The organism is Citrobacter sp. MGH105, from assembly GCF_001037485.2.
GTDB lineage: Bacteria > Pseudomonadota > Gammaproteobacteria > Enterobacterales > Enterobacteriaceae > Citrobacter > Citrobacter portucalensis.
In genome coordinates this window covers 582,119-602,611 of record NZ_CP073048.1, presented here as the reverse complement: position 1 = coordinate 602,611, position 20,493 = coordinate 582,119, and the positions used below count along the sequence as shown (strand labels likewise).

General features: G+C 53.5%; 20 protein-coding genes and 1 tRNA gene. 5 read left to right on the top strand and 16 right to left on the bottom strand.

What is annotated here, in order from left to right; translation table 11 throughout:
• Positions 1 to 5 precede the first annotated feature (5 nt).
• Positions 6 to 581 (top strand): division/outer membrane stress-associated lipid-binding lipoprotein, encoded by a 576-nt coding sequence (gene dolP, locus SK35_RS02925; protein WP_008785904.1) that lies wholly within the window; start codon positions 6 to 8, stop codon positions 579 to 581.
• 87 nt (positions 582 to 668) lie between these two features.
• Here dolP and SK35_RS02920 read toward each other — a convergent pair whose 3' ends face one another.
• Positions 669 to 1,304 carry an NAD(P)H-binding protein gene (locus SK35_RS02920; RefSeq protein WP_003828632.1) on the bottom strand — a complete coding sequence of 212 codons (636 nt, stop codon included), beginning with the start codon at positions 1,302 to 1,304 and terminating at the stop codon, positions 669 to 671.
• Between the two features lie 36 nt (positions 1,305 to 1,340).
• Positions 1,341 to 1,769, bottom strand: coding sequence for a YhbP family protein (locus SK35_RS02915; protein WP_048215470.1), 429 nt, complete (start codon positions 1,767 to 1,769; stop codon positions 1,341 to 1,343).
• Between the two features lie 52 nt (positions 1,770 to 1,821).
• Between SK35_RS02915 and SK35_RS02910 the strand changes: the two genes are divergently transcribed.
• Positions 1,822 to 2,112 (top strand): GIY-YIG nuclease family protein, encoded by a 291-nt coding sequence (locus SK35_RS02910; RefSeq protein WP_048215469.1) that lies wholly within the window; start codon positions 1,822 to 1,824, stop codon positions 2,110 to 2,112.
• Here SK35_RS02910 and SK35_RS02905 read toward each other — a convergent pair.
• Positions 2,109 to 2,612: a GNAT family N-acetyltransferase gene (locus SK35_RS02905; protein WP_008785907.1), complete on the bottom strand. Its 504-nt coding sequence runs from the start codon at positions 2,610 to 2,612 to the stop codon at positions 2,109 to 2,111. The genes SK35_RS02910 and SK35_RS02905 overlap by 4 nt on opposite strands.
• Positions 2,606 to 3,130 (bottom strand): ubiquinone anaerobic biosynthesis accessory factor UbiT, encoded by a 525-nt coding sequence (gene ubiT / locus SK35_RS02900; RefSeq protein WP_003828637.1) that lies wholly within the window; start codon positions 3,128 to 3,130, stop codon positions 2,606 to 2,608. The genes SK35_RS02905 and ubiT overlap by 7 nt, the downstream gene beginning before the upstream one ends.
• Positions 3,131 to 3,350: 220 nt before the next feature.
• Here ubiT and ubiU point away from each other — a divergent pair, with 220 nt between their 5' ends.
• The 3 genes from ubiU to SK35_RS02885 all read left to right on the top strand — a co-directional run bounded on the left by ubiU (position 3,351) and on the right by SK35_RS02885 (position 6,419).
• The gene (ubiU, locus tag SK35_RS02895) at positions 3,351 to 4,346 is read left to right on the top strand and encodes a ubiquinone anaerobic biosynthesis protein UbiU (RefSeq protein WP_003024971.1); all 996 of its coding nucleotides are present in this window, start codon (positions 3,351 to 3,353) and stop codon (positions 4,344 to 4,346) included.
• Between the two features lie 8 nt (positions 4,347 to 4,354).
• Positions 4,355 to 5,233 (top strand): U32 family peptidase, encoded by an 879-nt coding sequence (locus SK35_RS02890; protein WP_020996351.1) that lies wholly within the window; start codon positions 4,355 to 4,357, stop codon positions 5,231 to 5,233.
• Between the two features lie 178 nt (positions 5,234 to 5,411).
• Complete coding sequence (locus SK35_RS02885; RefSeq protein ID WP_048215468.1) at positions 5,412 to 6,419, top strand: luciferase-like monooxygenase; 1,008 nt, start codon at positions 5,412 to 5,414, stop codon at positions 6,417 to 6,419.
• Between the two features lie 88 nt (positions 6,420 to 6,507).
• Here the strand turns inward: SK35_RS02885 and mtr are convergent, their stop codons facing one another.
• From mtr to SK35_RS02825, 12 genes are all read right to left on the bottom strand, one after another.
• Positions 6,508 to 7,752 (bottom strand): tryptophan permease, encoded by a 1,245-nt coding sequence (gene mtr, locus SK35_RS02880; protein WP_048215467.1) that lies wholly within the window; start codon positions 7,750 to 7,752, stop codon positions 6,508 to 6,510.
• A 146-nt stretch (positions 7,753 to 7,898) separates the two neighbouring features.
• Positions 7,899 to 9,827: a DEAD/DEAH family ATP-dependent RNA helicase gene (locus SK35_RS02875; protein WP_003828643.1), complete on the bottom strand. Its 1,929-nt coding sequence runs from the start codon at positions 9,825 to 9,827 to the stop codon at positions 7,899 to 7,901.
• Positions 9,820 to 9,900, bottom strand: a complete 81-nt coding sequence (gene yrbN, locus SK35_RS02870; RefSeq protein WP_010723222.1) for a protein YrbN — start codon at positions 9,898 to 9,900, stop codon at positions 9,820 to 9,822. The genes SK35_RS02875 and yrbN overlap by 8 nt, the downstream gene beginning before the upstream one ends.
• Before the next feature lie 106 nt (positions 9,901 to 10,006).
• On the bottom strand, positions 10,007 to 10,891 hold the full coding sequence (nlpI, locus tag SK35_RS02865) for a lipoprotein NlpI (protein ID WP_003024982.1): 885 nt from the start codon (positions 10,889 to 10,891) through the stop codon (positions 10,007 to 10,009).
• Between the two features lie 109 nt (positions 10,892 to 11,000).
• The gene (gene pnp / locus SK35_RS02860) at positions 11,001 to 13,133 is read right to left on the bottom strand and encodes a polyribonucleotide nucleotidyltransferase (RefSeq protein ID WP_008785911.1); all 2,133 of its coding nucleotides are present in this window, start codon (positions 13,131 to 13,133) and stop codon (positions 11,001 to 11,003) included.
• 246 nt (positions 13,134 to 13,379) lie between these two features.
• Positions 13,380 to 13,649 carry a 30S ribosomal protein S15 gene (gene rpsO, locus SK35_RS02855; protein WP_000059465.1) on the bottom strand — a complete coding sequence of 90 codons (270 nt, stop codon included), beginning with the start codon at positions 13,647 to 13,649 and terminating at the stop codon, positions 13,380 to 13,382.
• A 148-nt stretch (positions 13,650 to 13,797) separates the two neighbouring features.
• Positions 13,798 to 14,742: a tRNA pseudouridine(55) synthase TruB gene (truB, locus tag SK35_RS02850; protein WP_048215466.1), complete on the bottom strand. Its 945-nt coding sequence runs from the start codon at positions 14,740 to 14,742 to the stop codon at positions 13,798 to 13,800.
• Entirely contained in the window at positions 14,742 to 15,146 is a 405-nt protein-coding gene (rbfA, locus tag SK35_RS02845; protein ID WP_003024988.1) for a 30S ribosome-binding factor RbfA, read from the bottom strand. The genes truB and rbfA overlap by 1 nt, the downstream gene beginning before the upstream one ends.
• Before the next feature lie 149 nt (positions 15,147 to 15,295).
• Complete coding sequence (infB, locus tag SK35_RS02840; protein ID WP_003828710.1) at positions 15,296 to 17,986, bottom strand: translation initiation factor IF-2; 2,691 nt, start codon at positions 17,984 to 17,986, stop codon at positions 15,296 to 15,298.
• 24 nt (positions 17,987 to 18,010) lie between these two features.
• Positions 18,011 to 19,498 carry a transcription termination factor NusA gene (nusA, locus tag SK35_RS02835; RefSeq protein ID WP_003024992.1) on the bottom strand — a complete coding sequence of 496 codons (1,488 nt, stop codon included), beginning with the start codon at positions 19,496 to 19,498 and terminating at the stop codon, positions 18,011 to 18,013.
• 28 nt (positions 19,499 to 19,526) lie between these two features.
• Positions 19,527 to 19,979, bottom strand: coding sequence for a ribosome maturation factor RimP (gene rimP / locus SK35_RS02830; protein ID WP_003024996.1), 453 nt, complete (start codon positions 19,977 to 19,979; stop codon positions 19,527 to 19,529).
• A 207-nt stretch (positions 19,980 to 20,186) separates the two neighbouring features.
• Positions 20,187 to 20,263 (bottom strand) — tRNA-Met (locus tag SK35_RS02825).
• Between the last annotated feature and the right edge of the window lie 230 nt (positions 20,264 to 20,493).

The following is a 20,493-nucleotide window of genomic DNA, read 5'->3' as shown; positions in this document are numbered from 1 at the left end:
TACACATGAAGGCATTTTCGCCGCTTGCTGTGATTATCGCTGCACTGCTGCTGCAAGGCTGTGTCGCTGCCGCCGTTGTTGGAACTGCAGCTGTCGGGACTAAAGCCGCGACGGATCCTCGTAGTGTCGGCACCCAGGTTGATGACAGTACCCTGGAATTACGCGTCAATACGGCATTGTCGAAAGATGCCCAGATCAAGAAAGAAGCGCGAATCAACGTGAGCGCATATCAGGGTAAAGTGCTGCTGGTCGGCCAGTCGCCGAATAGCGAACTGTCTGCGCGAGCAAAACAGATTGCGATGGGCGTAGAAGGTACGACTGAGGTCTTTAATGAGATCCGTCAGGGCCAGCCAATCGGTCTGGGCGATGCGTCCAACGATACCTGGATAACCACCAAAGTACGTTCCCAGTTACTGACCAGCGATCAGGTGAAATCCTCTAACGTGAAAGTAACGACTGAGAACGGAGAAGTGTTCCTGTTAGGTCTGGTGACCGAGCGTGAAGCGAAGGCGGCGGCGGATATCGCCAGCCGGGTAAGCGGCGTGAAACGCGTCACGACAGCCTTTACGTTTATTAAGTAACACGCCTGTAGATGGTGGCATCTTATCCGGCCTACAGAACGTAATCGTTTGTAGGCCGGATAAGCGTCAGCGCCATCCGGCATTTTTTTATTTAGCCCTTTCGCGTAGCTCGGAAGAGGTCAGGATCGAAACCCCTTCATGCCCAGGCGCCAGCGCTTCTGCCAGCATTGCCCGCGCAACATCGCGCGCTTCAATCGACTTCCAGTTACCCGGCAGCAACCTGAACAACGGCGCTAAAAACATCTCATTCGTCCGCTGTTTGTCCCTATCACCCAGTAGCATTGAAGGCCGGACAATCGTCAGCCGTGGCCAATTCTGCGCGATCAGCGCCTGCTCCATTTCACCTTTCACCCGATTATAAAAAAACGGTGAATTCGCATTGGCGCCCATCGAACTCACCACCAGCATATGCTGGGCGCCTAACCTACGTCCCGTCAGGGCCGTATCTACCACCAGCGTGTAGTCCGCATGGATAAACGCCTCTTTGCTGCCCGCTTCACGCCGGGTAGTCCCCAAACAACAAAAGACAATATCGACCGGATCGGTGACCTGTGCCAAAGCATCGGTTAGCTGCGGATCATGGGGGTTATAGATACCAACCGTATCTGCCAGCGGTCGACGCGTTGGTGCCGTGATGGCATTGACCCGGGGTTCATTGAGCAGCATACGCAGCAAATGTCCGCCCACCAGCCCCGTGGCTCCCGTTATTAACACCTGACTCATCGCTTATCTTCCCCAGGTCTTCAATCACTGTTCTAACTATAGATCACGTAACCAATGCATCTTTTTACCAAAGCCCAGCGTGTTGTCCGTGAATTTGACTTCATCCAGTCGAATCTCCCATACGGGCGCTGGCAGCATTCTGGCAACGGGGAAACGACGGTTGTAGGCTTTACGCGCGTCTTCGCTCTCCTGCCCCTCAAGACGCCGGATTTCCCCTTTGAACTGTACGCCACGAATCAGAGCGACGGTTTTAGGCTGACCGTTTACTGTACCGGCAATCGGCGCGCGTGGTCCGGACATCTGCGCATGCCGCGTTTTCTCTTCGGTCAGCACATAGAACAACATCTTCTGCGCATCAAACAGGTAAAACGCATTGGCGCACCATAATTCACCTTCATGGTGTACGCACCAGGTCACGACGTGCTGTTTTGCCAGCCAGCGAGACACCGCAGTCAGTGTTTCCATTTCTGTTCTCTTTTATACTGTAGGCCTGAAAATTATCACGTCGATGGTAACAATGACACCCTGGTATCTGTACCTGATCCGTACCGCTGACAACGCCTTATACACCGGAATAACCACCGATGTGCAGCGCCGCTATAAGCAGCATCAAAGTGGGAATGGCGCGAAGGCGCTACGCGGAAAGGGGGAACTCACGTTGGCATTTGCGGCGCAGGTCGGCGACCGTTCGCTGGCCCTGCGCATAGAGTATCGCGTTAAACAGCTCACCAAGCGGCAGAAAGAGCGCCTTGTCGAAGGCGAAGGGTTTGAGGCGCTATTAAGCAGCCTGCAAACCCCGGAAGCTTAAAAGCGATTGAAGTGGTCGTGGTATTCCACAAGACCCGTCACGCCATCCAGCGCATCGTCCGCCAGGCGATGAACCTGGAACGCGCTTTCGGTGCCCGGCCAGCGGCAACGCAGGTCATGATGGGCTGCCAGCTCAAAGCCAAAGCGGCTGTACAGGGCCGGATCCCCCAGCGTAACCACCGCGGCGTAGCCAAACTCGTTCAGTGAATCGAGTCCTTCATAGACCAGCTGACGCGCCAGGCCCTGCCCCCGGTAGTTTTCATCCACCGCGAGCGGCGCCATGCCGACCCATTGCAGATCTTCACCCTGAACATCGACTGGGCTGAACGCGACGTAACCCACTACCTGACCTTCGTCATCGGTAGCAACCAGACCCAGCGTTAAGAAACCATCTTCACGCAGGTCGTGCACTAATTTCGCTTCCGCATCGCTCTCAAATGAACGGCGCAGCAGCGCATCAATACCAGGGGCATCAATGGGAATTTCAACTCGAATCAGCATGGCTCACCTACCGAGGTCTGTTTGGTTTCTGGCGACGTTTTCATCCCCGCCTCAACAAAATCCGCCAACTGCATCAGCATGACGCGCAACGCTTTAGGCATCTGCTCCAGTTCGATGGCATCCATCAGATTTTTTACGTATAGCCCTAATTCTGTATCACCTTCAATCACCAGACGACGCTGGAAGAAAAGCGTATCCGGATCCTGCTTGCGGGCCACGATCATCAGCAGATCGCTGGCATCGGCGCTAAAACTCACATCCGCATCTGCATTCTGGCTGACGATAAGTTTATCGTTCTCAACAGAGGTATACCATTTGAGGTCAATGTCACGCACATGAATGCTCAGCCAGCGACCTTCGAGAAACTCCAGCTCCCCATCGGCCAGCGCCTGACTAAACTGCCAGCTCAGGACCTGCTCCAGAACCTGGCGCTTCAGCGCAAAGGGCGTCAGTTTAACTGGTACACTCATCAGAGAAGGACCAAATTGTACTAAGCGTGAACGCAGTTTATCCAACACGAGCTTTACTCCCTGTTTCAATAGTCCTGCTATTTTGCCATATCAAATAAACGACATAGCGGCATAAATCAACAATTCGATGCGAAATTGTTACCTCTTTATTGGTGTCACCAATACGACTTTAACTGCCTCAAATCAAAAATTGTCTCAGCAAGGTTAACTAAAATCCCCATTCGTTAACATTTCTGCGCCCATCACGGCGCAACGTTCAGGATAAATTATGGAGCTGCTCTGCCCTGCCGGAAACCTACCGGCGCTTAAGGCGGCCATCGAGAACGGCGCTGATGCTGTCTACATCGGGCTGAAAGATGATACCAACGCCCGTCATTTCGCCGGCCTTAATTTTACCGAGAAAAAATTGCAGGAAGCGGTGAGTTTTGTCCATCAGCACCGCCGTAAGCTGCACATTGCGATTAACACCTTTGCGCACCCGGATGGTTACGCGCGCTGGCAACGTGCCGTTGATATGGCAGCGCAACTGGGTGCAGACGCGCTGATCCTTGCCGACCTCGCCATGCTTGAGTATGCCGCAGAGCGCTACCCGCATATTGAGCGCCATGTCTCTGTTCAGGCATCTGCAACCAATGAAGAGGCAATTAATTTCTATCATCGCAACTTTGACGTCGCCCGCGTGGTGCTGCCGCGCGTGCTGTCTATTCATCAGGTGAAACAGCTTGCTCGCGTCACACCTGTTCCCCTGGAAGTGTTCGCCTTCGGTAGCCTGTGCATTATGGCGGAAGGCCGTTGCTATCTTTCGTCCTATCTGACGGGTGAATCGCCAAACACGGTTGGTGCCTGCTCACCTGCCCGTTTTGTCCGCTGGCAACAGACCCAACAGGGGCTGGAATCCCGTCTTAATGAAGTGCTGATCGACCGCTATCAGGACGGGGAAAACGCCGGTTATCCGACGCTATGCAAAGGCCGCTATCTGGTTGACGGCGAGCGTTATCATGCGCTGGAAGAACCCACCAGCCTGAACACGCTGGAGCTGCTGCCGGAACTGCTGGCAGCCAATATTGCCTCGGTGAAAATCGAAGGTCGTCAGCGTAGTCCGGCCTATGTCAGCCAGGTGGCGAAAGTGTGGCGTCAGGCGATCGACCGCTGTATGGCCGACCCGCAAAACTACGTCCCGCAGGCCGCGTGGATGGAAACGCTCGGTTCTATGTCCGAAGGCACGCAGACCACGCTTGGCGCGTATCACCGTAAATGGCAGTGAGAGAAGCAATGAAATATTCCTTAGGGCCGGTGCTGTGGTACTGGCCGAAAGAAACGCTGGAAGATTTTTATCAGCAGGCTGCCGTAAGCCAGGCCGACGTTATCTATCTTGGCGAAGCGGTATGCAGTAAACGCCGCGCCACCAAAGTGGGCGACTGGCTCGATATGGCGAAATCGCTCGCTGGCAGCGGTAAACAGGTTGTGCTGTCAACACTGGCGCTGGTGCAGGCCTCTTCTGAACTGGGAGAGCTGAAGCGCTATGTCGAAAACGGTGACTTCCTGCTGGAAGCCAGCGATCTCGGCGTAGTAAACATGTGCGCCGAGCGTAAGCTGCCGTTTGTCGCCGGGCATGCGCTCAACTGCTACAACGCGGTTACCCTGCGTATTCTGCTCAAACAAGGCATGGTGCGCTGGTGTATGCCGGTAGAGCTTTCCCGCGACTGGCTGGCAAACCTGCTCAACCAGTGTGATGAGCTGGGTATTCGCAATCAGTTTGAAGTAGAAGTGCTGAGCTACGGGCATCTGCCGCTGGCGTACTCTGCCCGCTGCTTTACCGCACGCTCTGAAGACCGTCCAAAAGACGAGTGTGAAACCTGCTGCATAAAATACCCGAATGGGCGCGATGTGCTGTCGCAGGAGAATCAGCAGGTCTTTGTCCTTAACGGGATCCAGACCATGAGCGGCTATGTTTACAACCTCGGCAACGAACTGACATCGATGCAGGGGCTGGTTGATATTGTGCGTCTGTCCCCTTCAGGCACTGAAACATTCGCCATGCTCGACGCCTTCCGCGCCAATGAAAATGGCAGTGCCCCATTACCGCTTGCCGCCCACAGTGACTGTAACGGCTACTGGAAGCGACTGGCTGGACTGGAGCTGCAGGCCTAGCCGGATGCGGCATAAATGCCTTATCGGGCCTACAAATAGCGATCCCGTAGGCCCGATGAGCGCAGCGCCATCGGGCATGTTATATTCGGTGCCCGCCGTATAAAGCTCACTTTGTTAACAACATTCGCTAATCTTTAATGCAGTATTAAAAGATTAACCGGTAACAAAGTGAGCCGTTATGACTGACAAAACTATTCCGTTCTCGGTGCTGGATCTGGCGCCGATCCCTGAAGGATCCTCGGCAAAAGAGGCCTTCACACACTCGCTTGATCTCGCTCAACTGGCTGAAAAGCGCGGCTACCACCGCTATTGGCTGGCGGAACATCACAACATGACCGGCATCGCCAGCGCAGCAACCTCAGTGCTGATTGGTTTTCTGGCTGCCAATACCACTACGCTGCATCTCGGGTCTGGCGGCGTGATGCTGCCTAACCATTCGCCGCTGGTGATCGCCGAGCAGTTCGGTACCCTGAACACGCTATATCCGGGACGAATCGATCTCGGGCTTGGTCGCGCACCGGGCAGCGATCAACCAACCATGCGCGCACTGCGCCGCCATATGAGCGGTGATATCGATAACTTCCCACGCGACGTCGCTGAACTGGTGGACTGGTTCGACGCCCGCGATCCTAATCCCCATGTACGCCCGGTTCCCGGCTACGGCGAGCAGATCCCGGTCTGGTTATTAGGCTCCAGCCTGTACAGCGCACAACTGGCGGCCCAGCTTGGTCTGCCGTTTGCCTTCGCCTCGCACTTTGCCCCGGATATGCTGCATCAGGCGCTGCATCTGTATCGCACCCAATTCAAACCCTCAGCGCGGCTGGTAAAACCGTATGCGATGGTGTGCATCAACATTATTGCCGCCGACAGCAATCGCGACGCCGAGTTTCTTTTCACCTCCATGCAGCAGGCATTTGTGAAGCTGCGTCGTGGCGAAACCGGCCAGCTACCGCCGCCGGTAGAGAATATGCAGCAGCTGTGGTCCGCTTCTGAGCAGTACGGCGTACAACAGGCGCTGAGCATGTCGCTGGTCGGTGATAAGGCAAAAGTGCGGCATGGTCTCGACGCCATTTTGCGTGAAACCCAGGCTGATGAGATTATGGTTAACGGCCAGATTTTTGATCATCAGGCACGCCTACATTCGTTTGATTTGGCGATGGATGTGAAGCAGGAATTATTGGGGTAGTACTATTTGTGCCGGATGGCGGCTGCGCCTTATCCGGCCTACTCAATCTCTGTGGGCCCGGTAAGCGTAGCGCCACCGGGCAATTGTTCTACTGGTATACAGGCAACAGATTCACGCTCGACAGAATATGGATAACCGCGTTGCCGATACCGAATACCAGGATCAGCGCAATCATCGGCTTGCCGCCCCAGACACGGAATTTCGGGCTACCGAAACGCTCGCGGGATTTACGTGCCAGCAGCGCCGGAACAATGGCGGCCCAGATGGTTGCCGCGAGTCCTGCATAGCCAATGGCGTACAGGAAACCGTTCGGCCACAGCAAGCCACCGATAATTGGTGGGACAAACGTCAGCAATGCCGTTTTGAAACGTCCCATTGCCGAGTCATCAAAGCCAAACAGATCCGCCAGATAGTCAAACAGACCGAGCGTAACGCCGAGGAATGAACTCGCCACCGCAAAGTTGGAGAACACCACCAGCAGCAGATCCAGACAGCGGCTGTTTAGTACACCGCTCAGCGCCTGTACCAGCACATCAATGTTACCACCCTGCTGCGCAATACCGATAAACTCCGGACGCGGAATATTACCCATCGTCCCCAGCAACCATACGGTATACAGCACCAGCGCCAGCAGCGTGCCGTACACCAGACACTTAACGATGGTCTTCGGATCTTTACCGTAGTACTTCATCAGGCTCGGGACGTTGCCGTGATAGCCGAATGAGGCCAAACAGAACGGCAGCGTCATCAGCAGGTACGGCGTATACGAAGCATTGCTTTCCGCCACGTTAAACAACGTTGTGGGCTGAACGTGTCCCAATAAGCTGCCGAAGGTCAGGAAAAAGGTAATCACCTTCGCGCCCAGCACAATTGCCGTCATGCGGCTCACCGCTTTGGTACTTAACCACACCACAAACGCCACCAGTAACGCAAAGCCAAGACCTGCCGCACGCGCCGGAACGTTCAACGACATCTCGGAGAAGGTGTGATGCAGGATCGACCCGCTCGCCGAGATATACGCGTAGGTCAGAATATAGAGAACAAAAGCAATCGAGATGCCGTTCACCACGTTCCAGCCTTTGCCCAGCAGATCTTTGGTAATGGTGTCGAAGCTGGAGCCAATGCGGTAATTGAGGTTAGCTTCAAGGATCATCAGCCCGGAGTGCAGCATACAGAACCAGGTAAAGATCAGCGCCGCCATTGACCAGAAGAACCACGCCCCGGACATGACCACTGGCAGAGAAAACATCCCCGCGCCAATAATGGTGCCGCCGATGATCACCACGCCGCCGAGCAGCGAAGGTGACGTTTGGGTGGTGGTTAGTGTTGCCATTTAGCCATCTCTCCAGTCATTTATATTGTGACTACATCTCAATGTGCTGCACTGTACCAGTACACGAGTACAATTGAAATAAAAAAAGCCCCGATTGTTGAGATCGGGGCCGTATATTTTACTTTACAGCTATAAAGCTAAAAGGCTTATGCATCACCGCCGAAACGACGACGACCAGCAGAGTCATCACGACGCGGAGCAGAAGAATCGTCACGACGCGGACCACGGTTGCCTTCACGACGTTCGCCGCTGAAACGACGACCATCGCCACGACCGCCTTCACGACGTTCGCCGCTAAAGTTACGACCTTCACCGCGACCGCCTTCACGACGCTCACCGCTGAAACGGCCACCGCCACGACGCTCACCACCGGTGTGCGGAACTGCATCGCCAACCAGCTGCATGTTCATCGGCTTGTTCAGGATGCGAGTACGGGTAAAGTGCTGCAGTACGTCGCCCGGCATACCTTTCGGCAGTTCGATGGTGGAGTGGGAAGCAAACAGCTTGATGTTACCGATGTAACGGCTGCTGATATCACCTTCGTTAGCAATCGCACCAACGATATGACGAACTTCAACACCGTCATCACGGCCCACTTCAATGCGGTACAGCTGCATGTCACCAACGTCACGACGTTCACGACGCGGACGGTCTTCACCACCACGGTCATTACGGTCACGAGGGCCACGATCGTTACGGTCACGCGGACCACGGTCATCACGGTCGCGGAATTCGCGTTTCGGACGCATCGGCGCATCTGGCGGCAGGATCAGAGGACGTTCGCCCTGAGCCATTTTCAGCAGTGCAGCTGCCAGCGTTTCGATATCCAGTTCTTCTTCCGGCTGCATTTTCGCCAGCAGAGCACGGTACTGATCCAGATCGCTGCTTTCCAGCTGCTGCTGTACTTTAGCGGCGAATTTTTCCAGACGGCGTTTGCCCAGCAGGTCTGCGTTCGGCAGTTCTACTTCCGGAATAGTCAGCTTCATGGTGCGTTCGATGTTACGCAGCAGACGACGCTCGCGGTTCTCAACGAACAGCAGCGCACGACCCGCACGACCCGCACGACCGGTACGGCCGATACGGTGAACGTAAGACTCGGAATCCATCGGGATGTCGTAGTTAACAACCAGGCTGATACGCTCAACGTCCAGGCCGCGGGCCGCAACGTCGGTAGCAATCAGAATATCCAGACGGCCATCTTTCAGACGCTCCAGAGTCTGCTCACGCAGGGACTGGTTCATGTCGCCGTTCAGTGCAGCGCTGCTATAACCGCTACGCTCCAGCGCTTCTGCTACTTCCAAGGTCGCATTTTTGGTACGTACGAAAATAATCGCCGCATCAAAGTCTTCTGCTTCCAGGAAACGCACCAGCGCTTCATTTTTACGCATGCCCCACACAGTCCAGTAGCTCTGGCTGATGTCAGGACGGGTAGTAACGCTGGACTGAATACGTACTTCCTGCGGCTCTTTCATAAAGCGGCGGGTAATACGACGAATCGCTTCCGGCATGGTTGCAGAGAACAGAGCGGTCTGATGACCTTCCGGGATCTGCGCCATGATGGTTTCAACGTCTTCGATGAAGCCCATACGCAGCATTTCGTCAGCTTCGTCCAGTACCAGACCGCTCAGTTTGGAGAGGTCCAGAGTACCGCGCTTCAGGTGATCCAGCAGACGACCCGGCGTACCGACGACGATCTGTGGCCCCTGACGCAGGGCACGTAATTGCACGTCATAACGCTGACCGCCGTACAGGGCAACCACGTTCACGCCGCGCATGTGTTTAGAGAAATCCGTCATGGCTTCTGCTACCTGAACCGCCAGTTCGCGGGTCGGTGCCAGCACCAGAATCTGAGGTGCCTTCAGCTCAGGATCAAGATTGTTGAGCAGCGGTAAAGAGAACGCTGCAGTTTTGCCGCTACCTGTCTGGGCCATACCCAGAACATCGCGGCCGCCCAGCAGATGCGGAATGCACTCTGCCTGGATTGGAGATGGTTTTTCGTAACCCAGATCGTTAAGGGCTTCAAGGATAGGAGCCTTCAGGCCCAGATCTGCAAAAGTGGTTTCGAATTCAGCCATGTAGTACGTGTGCCTCAAAATTAATGGCGGCCAGTCTACATAACTCATCATGAAATTGATCTGCAATTTTCATTGAAAAGTGTGAACCGGCTCAAAGTAGGTGTATTAACGAACAACAACGCCCTCACCCGTGAAGGTGATGGCAATCAAAAAAGATTACGGGCTGATGTGTACGTCAGCTATTGCTGGTCCGATTCTGCCAGGTCATCTTGGTCCTGGCCCAGGAGCGATAATTCCAACAATGCGTATCGGTGCTCAACAAAGTTATGAACGTTGTTAGCCACCGCCAGTTTGAACAATGCCGTAGCGTTGTCCAAATCCCCCAGACTTAGGTAGTACTTACCTAAATAGAAGTTGGTTTCACTGAGATGCTCAGCGAGCGAGGTGTTATCCGTTGCGTCCGCCTTCAGGCGTTCCATCAGCGTTGCTTCGCTAATGTTGCCCAGGTAGAACTCGACAATGTTCCATCCCCATTGCTCTTTATCCGATTTCTCAAAGCGTTGCTTCAACGCTTCTTTAGCCTGCTTCTCATCGAGCTTCTGCTCGGCAAGATAAAGCCACAGACTACGGAAAGGATCATTGGGATCGTCTTGATAAAACGCTAGCAGATCATCTTGCGCTAACTTGTCGCGACCGCCGTAATACAATGCGATACCGCGATTTAAGTGCGCGTAGTTGTAAGTTGGATCAAGCTCAAGTACAGAATCAAACGCTTCATAGGCAGCATCAAAATTGCCTGCCTGCGTTAAATATATACCTAAGTAATTGAATACTTCAGGCATATCTGGTCGGATTGCCAGCGCTTGTGAAAAATCATTTCGCGCCAGTGCCCTCAGACCGAGACTATCATACAACACTCCGCGCTCATATAAAAGCTGTGCGCGTTCGTCATCGGTTAAAGCCCGACTGGCAAGAATTTGTTCCATACGTGCCAGAATCACTTCCTGCTGCAAAGTCGGTTGCAATGGTACTGCGAGGACTTCACTCTTTCGCCAGGCGGAATTACTGCATCCAGCCAGCGTGAGTGCTGTCGCAACGAAACACCAGCGCAAAAAAGGCTTCATTTCCCACTCCCGAAGACAACGATTGAATGAACGTCCAGGTTCCCCGGTTGCTAACAAGGCATCCTGCCGGGTTAAAGGCCCTCCGCTTTCACGGAGGGCAATGGCAACCTTACTCGCCCTGGCTTGCCGGAGCTTCCGGTTCGCCTGCAGGCTGAGACTGCTCAGTTGCTTCTTTAATGCTCAGACGTACACGGCCCTGGCGATCAACTTCCAGAACTTTGACCGGTACTTCCTGGCCCATCTGCAGGTAGTCGGTCACTTTCTCAACGCGCTTATCAGCGATCTGAGAGATGTGTACCAGACCTTCTTTACCGCCACCGATGGCAACGAATGCGCCAAAATCAACGATACGGGTCACTTTACCATTGTAGATACGGCCTACTTCGATCTCTGCGGTGATCTCTTCGATACGACGGATAGCATATTTCGCTTTCTCACCGTCGGTCGCAGCAATCTTCACGGTACCATCATCTTCGATTTCAATGGTGGTGCCGGTTTCTTCGGTCAGAGCACGGATAACAGAACCGCCTTTACCGATAACGTCTTTGATCTTGTCCGGGCTGATCTTGATAGTGTGGATACGCGGAGCGAACTGAGAAATATCGCCACGCGGAGCGTTGATCGCTTGTTCCATCACACCCAGGATGTGCAGACGCGCACCTTTAGCCTGGTTCAGAGCAACCTGCATGATTTCTTTGGTGATACCTTCAATTTTGATATCCATCTGCAGTGCAGAGATACCGTCGCGGGAACCCGCCACTTTGAAGTCCATATCGCCCAGGTGGTCTTCGTCGCCCAGGATGTCAGACAGAACAACAAAGTTGTCACCTTCTTTCACCAGACCCATCGCGATACCCGCAACGGCTGCTTTGATCGGCACGCCTGCGTCCATCAGCGCCAGGGAAGCGCCACATACGGAAGCCATGGAAGAAGAACCGTTAGATTCGGTGATTTCAGAAACCACACGTACGGTGTACGGGAATTTATCCAGTTCCGGCATTACTGCCAGTACGCCACGCTTCGCCAGACGGCCGTGACCAATCTCACGACGCTTCGGAGAACCGACCATACCGGTTTCACCTACGCAGTACGGAGGGAAGTTGTAGTGGAACAGGAAGTTGTCAGTACGCTCGCCCATCAGTTCGTCGAGGTTCTGCGCATCACGAGTGGTGCCCAGGGTCGCAGTAACCAGCGCCTGAGTTTCGCCACGGGTGAACAGTGCGGAACCGTGGGTACGCGGCAGAACGCCAGTACGCACGTCCAGGCCACGGATCATGTCTTTTTCACGGCCATCGATACGCGGCTCGCCTGCCAGTACGCGGCTACGAACAACGTTTTTCTCGATAGCGTGCAGGATTTCACCCAGTTCGTTAGCGTCCAGGGTTTCGTCTTCAGCCACCAGAGTCGCAATGGTTTCAGATTTGATCACGTCAACCTGAGCATAACGCTCTTGTTTGTCAGTGATACGGTAAGCATCGCTCAGGCGAGCTTCTGCCAGTGCGGCAACGCGTGCGTTCAGCGCTTCGTTGACGGCTTCTGGCTGCCAGTCCCAACGCGGTTTGCCAGCTTCTTTCGCCAGCTCGTTGATAGCCTGAATCACAACCTGCTGCTGTTCGTGACCGAACACAACAGCGCCCAGCATCTGGTCTTCGCTCAGCAGTTCAGCTTCGGATTCAACCATCAGTACGGCTGCTTCAGTACCTGCAACAACCAGGTCCAGCTTGCTTTCTTTCAGTTCGTCCTGAGTCGGGTTCAGTACGTACTGGTCATTGATGTAACCAACACGTGCAGCACCGATCGGGCCGTTGAATGGGATACCAGACAGAGTCAGCGCAGCAGATGCACCAATCATTGCCACGATGTCCGGGTTAACCTGCGGGTTAACGGAAACAACGGTCGCGATAACCTGAACTTCGTTAACGAAGCCTTCCGGGAACAGCGGGCGAACCGGGCGGTCAATCAGACGCGCGATCAAGGTTTCGCCTTCGCTCGGACGGCCTTCACGACGGAAGAAGCTACCCGGGATACGGCCAGCAGCGTAGGTACGCTCCTGATAGTTAACGGTCAGCGGGAAAAAGTCCTGGCCTGGTTTCGCTTTTTTCTGGCCAACAACGGTAACGAATACCGCGGTGTCATCCATGCTAACCATAACAGCGGCAGTCGCCTGACGCGCCATCATGCCGGTTTCCAGCGTAACGGTATGCTGACCGTACTGGAATTTACGAACGATCGGATTAAGCAAAATAATATCCTTTCTCTATTTTTTGACGGCACATTTTTGCGCCATCGTTAATACCCGATCTTCTGCGCATCCTCGCGACTAATGACAACCCTAACCCATAAGCATGAGTAAAGCCTCTCATTAGCCGCGCGAACCTCTGCAACGGAAGATCATTCATAGCAACAATACATTAGTTTCCAGCGAATTGCTGCCATCTGCTGGAAAAAAGGGGCCATGAAGGCCCCCTCTTTCTGAAACTCGAAAGAATTAGCGACGCAGGCCCAGACGCTCGATCAGCGCGGTGTAACGTGCAACATCTTTACGTTTCAGGTAGTCGAGCAGTTTACGACGCTGAGAAACCATGCGCAGCAGACCACGACGGCTGTGGTGATCTTTTTTGTGCTCTGCAAAGTGGCCCTGCAGGTGGTTAATCTGTGCAGTCAACAGAGCAACCTGAACATCGGTAGAACCGGTGTCGTTTGCATCACGACCAAACTCAGAAACGATTTTAGCGGTAGCTTCAGTACTTAGAGACATTTTAAAACTCCAAAGTGATAAGAATGAAAGGATGCCGATCTCTAATTCAGCTATCCCAGTGTACGCCACGCAGATTGTTAAACAATTTACGCGACGTTAAGCGGCAGTATTCTACTCGCAGCGCCCTTTTATCGCAAGACAGAGAGCACTATGCAGGATACTCAACCACCAGGCGGCGGGGGGCGACACGACCTTCATCGTCCATCTCCCCCATGCCAATAAACTTGTCGTCATCGCCTTCCGTCACGCGTACCAGCCCTTCCAGCGGGGCGCCTGTCGTCCGTACCGGATTACCATTTTTAAAGTAAACCGACGATGTTAAAGGCAAATTAACAACAGGATAGTCCGATGCCGGACTGTCCATTGGCATCAGCAAAGGATCAAGCAGTTGAGCCGCCGGAATGTTCTGCTGTTCTGCCTGTTCGACCAGCTCACGCAGGTGTTCCAGCGTGACCATACGATCCACCGGATACTTGCTGACCGTCAAACGACGCAGATACGTTACGTGCGCGCCGCAGCCCAGCTTCTCACCGAGATCGTCAACGATGGTACGAATATAGGTGCCTTTGGAGCAGTGAACTTCCAGCTCCAGTTCGTTACCCTCGTGACGGATAAACAGCAGCTCATAGACGGTAATCGGGCGCGCTTCACGCGGCACTTCAATGCCCTGACGCGCATATTCGTACAGCTTCTTACCCTGATACTTCAGCGCCGAATACATCGATGGAATCTGCTCGATATCGCCGCGGAAAGTCTCCAGCGCGCTCTCCAGTTGTTCTGCGGTGAAGGTTACCGGACGCTCCTGCACGATCTGCCCATCGGCATCGGAAGTGTCAGTACGCTGGCCCAGACGGGCAACCACGCGATAGCGTTTGTCAGAATCCAGCAAATACTGTGAAAACTTTGTCGCTTCACCAAGGCAGATAGGCAGCATACCTGTCGCCAGCGGATCCAACGCGCCGGTATGTCCCGCGCGGTTGGCATTGTAGATGCGCTTTACTTTTTGCAGCACGTCATTGCTGGACATGCCCTGCGGCTTATCCAGCAGCAGGACACCGTGAATATCGCGACCACGACGACGAGGACGACTCATCAGTCCTCCTTGCTGTCGTCCGCTGGGTTCACACGACGCTCATCGTCATGTTTCACCACGCTGGTCACCAGGTTGGACATGCGCATCCCTTCAACCAACGAGTTGTCGTAGAAGAAGGTCAGCTCAGGCACGATACGCAGACGCATTGCTTTACCCAGCAGAGAGCGGATAAAACCAGAGGCTTCCTGCAGTGCCTTAATGCCGTTTTTCACGGCAGCTTCGTCCTGATCGTTGAGGAAAGTCACGAATACTTTGGCATATGCCAGATCACGGGACATCTCAACACCCGATACGGTGGTCATCATACCAACACGCGGGTCTTTGATTTCGCGTTGCAGGATGAGTGCGATTTCTTTCTGCATCTCCTGCGCGACACGCTGCGGGCGACCAAATTCTTTCGCCATAATAAATTCTCCAGACAAAAAAGGGGCATTCAGCCCCTTTTGAAAATAATTCGGTGATTAGGCTGTAGGCCTGATAAGCGTAGCGCCATCAGGCATTACATTGCCGGATGTCGGCGTAAACGCTTTATCCGGCCTACACCCGAACAACCTTAAGCAATTGTACGTTTGATCTCGATGATCTCGAACACTTCGATCATATCGCCAACGCGAACGTCGTTGTAGTTCTTAACGCCGATACCACATTCCATACCGTTACGGACTTCGTTAACGTCATCTTTGAAGCGGCGCAGGGATTCCAGCTCGCCTTCATAGATAACCACGTTGTCGCGCAGTACGCGGATTGGGTTGTGACGTTTAATCGTGCCTTCGGTAACCATACAGCCTGCGATAGCGCCGAATTTCGGTGATTTGAACACATCACGAACCTCAGCCAGACCAATGATCTGCTGTTTCAGTTCCGGAGACAGCATGCCGCTCATCGCTGCTTTCACTTCGTCGATCAGATGATAGATGACGGAGTAGTAACGCAGATCCAGACTTTCTGATTCGATAACTTTACGTGCAGAGGCATCAGCACGTACGTTGAAGCCAACCAGAATCGCGTTGGATGCCGCAGCCAGGGTCGCGTCGGTTTCGGTGATACCACCTACGCCAGAACCGATGATCTTCACTTTTACTTCGTCGGTAGACAGTTTCAGTAAAGAGTCGGAAATCGCTTCTACAGAACCCTGTACGTCAGCCTTCAGCACGATGTTCACTTCGTGAACTTCGCCTTCGGTCATGTTGGCGAACATGTTCTCAAGTTTAGATTTCTGCTGACGAGCCAGTTTAACTTCACGGAATTTGCCCTGACGGTACAGTGCAACTTCACGCGCTTTCTTCTCGTCACGAACAACAGTAACTTCATCACCCGCAGCCGGAACACCGGACAGACCGAGGATTTCCACCGGAATGGACGGACCCGCTTCCAGTACTTCCTGACCCAGTTCGTTACGCATCGCACGAACGCGGCCGTATTCGAAACCACACAGAACGATATCGCCCTTGTTCAGGGTACCTTCGCGAACCAAGACGGTAGCAACCGGGCCACGACCTTTATCCAGGAAGGATTCGATAACCGCACCGCTCGCCATACCTTTACGCACAGCTTTCAGTTCCAGTACTTCGGCTTGCAGCAGGATAGCATCCAGCAGTTCGTCGATACCGGTACCCGCTTTCGCAGAAACGTGAACGAACTGGCTCTCGCCGCCCCACTCTTCCGGCATGATGCCGTACTGGGACAGTTCGTTTTTAACGCGATCTGGATCCGCTTCCGGTTTATCGATTTTGTTGACTGCAACAACTACCGGCACACCTGCCGCTTTCGCGTGCTGGATAGCTTCGATAGTCTGCGGCATCACGCCGTCGTCTGCTGCAACAACCAGAACAACGATATCCGTTGCCTGAGCACCACGAGCACGCATGGAGGTAAACGCGGCGTGACCCGGGGTGTCCAGGAAGGTGATCATACCGTTGTCAGTTTCAACGTGGTACGCACCGATGTGCTGAGTAATGCCGCCCGCTTCGCCAGAGGCCACTTTCGTTGAACGAATGTAGTCCAGCAGAGACGTTTTACCGTGGTCAACGTGACCCATGATGGTCACTACCGGTGCGCGCGGTTCAGCCGCAGCGCCGGTGTCACGGTCGCTCATTACTGCTTCTTCCAGCTCGTTTTCACGACGCAGGATAACTTTGTGGCCCATCTCTTCGGCAACCAGCTGTGCGGTTTCCTGGTCGATGACCTGGTTGATGGTCGCCATTGCGCCCAGTTTCATCATTGCTTTGATGACCTGAGAGCCTTTGACCGCCATCTTGTTCGCCAGATCGCCAACGGTGATGGTTTCGCCGATCACAACGTCACGGTTAACGGCCTGAGCTGGCTTCTGGAAGCCCTGCTGCAGAGCGGAACCTTTACGCTGCTTACCGCCTTTACCGCCGCGAACCGCTGCACGTGCTTCTTCACGGTCAGCTTTAGATTCAGCGTGTTTGTTACCTTTCTTCGCCGGACGCGCAGCTTTAGTGCTGCGAGTACGACCACGACCGCCTTCAACTTCACGATCGTTCTCGTCTTCAGCCTGGCGAGCATGCTGAGAGGTGGTGACGTGATAATCACTGGTGTCTTCGACAGGTTCAGCGTTATTCACACCATTTTTCTCGTTTTCTTCCGCCATACGGCGAGCTTCTTCCGCTACGCGGCGCGCTTCTTCTTCAAGCTTGCGACGTGCTTCTTCTTCCGCTTTACGCTTCAGTTCTGCGGCTTCATTTTCACGGCGGGCTTTTTCGGCCTGGGCGGTTTTAGTCATATCGTCGGTCTGTTGATTGCTCACTTTGTCTTTTTCCGCAGCTTCACGTTTCGCTTTATCAGCGGCTTCACGCTTAGCTTGTTCTGCGGCCTCACGTTCGGCTTTTTGTTGCGCCTCGCGTTTGGCAGCTTCTTCTGCCTCACGACGGGCTTGCTCTTCCGCTTCACGCTGCGCCTGCTCTTCCGCGGCAAGGCGTTCAGCCTCTTGCGGATCGCGTTTCACAAAGGTGCGTGTCTTGCGGACTTCGATTTGTACCGATTTGCTTTTTCCACCGGTACCTGGAATATTGAGAGTACTGCGCGTTTTACGCTGCAATGTCAACTTATCCGGCGCTGAGCCGTTTTCACGGTTCAAATGCGCCAGTAAGGTTTGTTTCTCTTGTGCGGACACAGAGTCGTCAGCAGACTTCGGGATACCGGCATCAGCAAATTGCTGTACCAGGCGATCTACGGAAGTCTGTATCTCTGCAGCCAGCGTTTTTACGGTTACATCTGTCATACTGTTCCTTCCTGCTACAGTTTATTACGCTTCGTCGCCGAACCAGCAAATATTACGGGCAGCCATAATCAGCTCACCGGCTTTTTCGTCGGTCAACCCTTCGATATCAGCCAGATCATCAATGCCCTGTTCAGCGAGATCTTCCAGCGTACAAACACCACGGGCCGCCAGTTTGAAGGCCATCTCACGATCCAATCCTTCCAGATTCAGCAGATCGTCAGCCGGTTTGTTATCACCGAGGCTTTCTTCCTGGGCCAGTGCCAGAGTGGTCAGTGCGTTTTTAGCACGCTCGCGCAGCGCTTCAACGGTCTGTTCATCCAGGCCGTCAATTTCCAGCAGTTCTTTCATTGGCACGTAGGCCAGTTCTTCCAGCGTCGCAAAACCTTCTTCCACCAGAACGGTCGCGAAATCTTCATCGATATCGAGATATTTGGTGAAGGTATCGATGGCTGCATGTGCTTCAGCCTGATGCTTCGCTTGCAGGTCATCAACGGTCATCACGTTGAGTTCCCAACCGCTCAGTTGTGAAGCCAGGCGGACGTTCTGACCATTACGTCCAATCGCCTGAGCCAGGTTACCGGCTTCAACCGCGATATCCATGGTGTGTTTGTCTTCATCCACCACGATAGAAGCGACGTCTGCTGGCGCCATTGCGTTAATCACGAACTGCGCCGGGTTATCATCCCACAGGACGATATCGATACGCTCGCCGCCCAGTTCGGTAGAAACCGCCTGAACGCGCGCACCGCGCATACCAACACAGGCGCCGACCGGATCAATACGCTTGTCGTTGGTCTTAACGGCGATTTTCGCACGCGATCCCGGATCGCGAGCAGCCGCTTTAATTTCGATAACTTCTTCGCCGATTTCCGGCACTTCAATGCGGAACAGCTCAATCAGCATTTCCGGCTTGGAACGGGTTACGAACAGCTGTGCACCGCGCGCTTCCGGGCGAACTGAGTACAGAACACCACGAATACGGTCACCAGGGCGGAAGTTTTCACGCGGCAGCATGTCTTCACGCAGGATCACAGCTTCAGCATTGCTGCCCAGATCCAGAGAAATGTTGTCGCGGTTTACTTTCTTCACCACACCGGTGACGATTTCGCCTTCGTGTTCGCGGAACTGATCAACAACCATTGCGCGTTCAGCTTCACGTACTTTCTGTACGATAACCTGCTTCGCGGTCTGGGTAGTGATACGGTCAAAGGTGACAGATTCAATCTGATCTTCAACATATTCGCCCACGTTCAGACTTTCGTCTTCGAAGCGTGCCGCTTCCAGCGTAATTTCTTTGGTCGGCTGAGTAACTTCTTCTACGATTACCCAACGACGGAAGGTATCGAAATCACCGCTTTTACGATCGATTTCTACGCGAACGTCGATCTCTTGCTCATATTTTTTCTTTGTTGCTGTAGCCAGCGCACTTTCCAGCGCTTCAAAGATTTTCTCGCGTGGCAGCGCTTTTTCGTTGGATACGGCTTCAACAACAGCCAAAATTTCTTTGTTCATCGCGGGCTTTTCACCTCAATCCAGACTGTTAAAAGTGGGGAACCAGGTTCGCCTTCTGGATATTACTCAGCGCGAACACTTCATCTTTGCCTTCGACTGTGACCGTGATCATCTCACCGTCCACCGCTTTGATAACGCCCTGCCATTTACGACGGTTTTGTACCGCCATACGAAGAACCAGCGTGACTTCTTCACCCAGGAAACGCACGTAGTGTTCAGCTGTGAACAGAGGACGGTCGAGACCCGGAGAGGAGACTTCCAGGTTATAGGCAACGGTGATTGGGTCTTCGACATCCATCACGGCGCTTACCTGATGGCTCACATCAGCACAATCATCAACATTGATGCCATCTTCACTATCAATATAGATGCGCAGTGTGGATGTGCGACCACGAATAAATTCGATGCCGACCAGTTCGTAGCCCAGGGCTTCAACTGGCGCTGTAATCATCTCTGTTAATTTTTGCTCTAATGTGGACAAGCCCACCCCCAAGACATAAAAAAAGGGCCTAAAGCCCAGTTATTCTGTAGTCAGATAACAAAAAACCCCGATAAATCGGGGCTTTAGATAACTGAACCCTATAACCGCACCTGCGGTTCGGAGAACCTTCCGAAAGAATTTTTTTCAAATCCAGCTACGAAGGCCTAAGTCTTCACAGTATATTTGAAAAAGAACTCTAAGGGAAAGTGGTTGCGGGGGCCGGATTTGAACCGACGACCTTCGGGTTATGAGCCCGACGAGCTACCAGGCTGCTCCACCCCGCGCCTGAAACGTGGCAAATTTTACTCGTTTTGGGTAAAAAATGCAAATACTGCTGGGATTTGGTACCGAGACGGGACGTAAAATCTGCGCACAGTATATTGATTCACTATGCGTTATGTCAACCTTGTTACGACTATGCAAATCAATGAATGCTGCCCAGCGCTAGCCCAGCAAGATAAATATGCCGCCCGCGCCGTTATTTAACGAAATTATCACTAAACTCTTCCTGTCA

Coding starts and splice junctions, on each gene's coding strand:
- rbfA (WP_003024988.1), bottom strand. CDS start 15,146: ATGGCGAAAGAATTTGGTCGCCCGCAGCGTGTCGCGCAGGAGATGCAG.
- infB (WP_003828710.1), bottom strand. CDS start 17,986: ATGACAGATGTAACCGTAAAAACGCTGGCTGCAGAGATACAGACTTCC.
- SK35_RS02920 (WP_003828632.1), bottom strand. CDS start 1,304: ATGAGTCAGGTGTTAATAACGGGAGCCACGGGGCTGGTGGGCGGACAT.
- SK35_RS02910 (WP_048215469.1), top strand. CDS start 1,822: ATGACACCCTGGTATCTGTACCTGATCCGTACCGCTGACAACGCCTTA.
- SK35_RS02885 (WP_048215468.1), top strand. CDS start 5,412: ATGACTGACAAAACTATTCCGTTCTCGGTGCTGGATCTGGCGCCGATC.
- mtr (WP_048215467.1), bottom strand. CDS start 7,752: ATGGCAACACTAACCACCACCCAAACGTCACCTTCGCTGCTCGGCGGC.
- ubiU (WP_003024971.1), top strand. CDS start 3,351: ATGGAGCTGCTCTGCCCTGCCGGAAACCTACCGGCGCTTAAGGCGGCC.
- nlpI (WP_003024982.1), bottom strand. CDS start 10,891: ATGAAGCCTTTTTTGCGCTGGTGTTTCGTTGCGACAGCACTCACGCTG.
- yrbN (WP_010723222.1), bottom strand. CDS start 9,900: ATGAAAATTGCAGATCAATTTCATGATGAGTTATGTAGACTGGCCGCC.
- nusA (WP_003024992.1), bottom strand. CDS start 19,498: ATGAACAAAGAAATTTTGGCTGTTGTTGAAGCCGTATCCAACGAAAAA.
- SK35_RS02905 (WP_008785907.1), bottom strand. CDS start 2,612: ATGCTGATTCGAGTTGAAATTCCCATTGATGCCCCTGGTATTGATGCG.
- dolP (WP_008785904.1), top strand. CDS start 6: ATGAAGGCATTTTCGCCGCTTGCTGTGATTATCGCTGCACTGCTGCTG.
- SK35_RS02875 (WP_003828643.1), bottom strand. CDS start 9,827: ATGGCTGAATTCGAAACCACTTTTGCAGATCTGGGCCTGAAGGCTCCT.
- rpsO (WP_000059465.1), bottom strand. CDS start 13,649: ATGTCTCTAAGTACTGAAGCTACCGCTAAAATCGTTTCTGAGTTTGGT.
- SK35_RS02915 (WP_048215470.1), bottom strand. CDS start 1,769: ATGGAAACACTGACTGCGGTGTCTCGCTGGCTGGCAAAACAGCACGTC.
- SK35_RS02890 (WP_020996351.1), top strand. CDS start 4,355: ATGAAATATTCCTTAGGGCCGGTGCTGTGGTACTGGCCGAAAGAAACG.
- truB (WP_048215466.1), bottom strand. CDS start 14,742: ATGAGTCGTCCTCGTCGTCGTGGTCGCGATATTCACGGTGTCCTGCTG.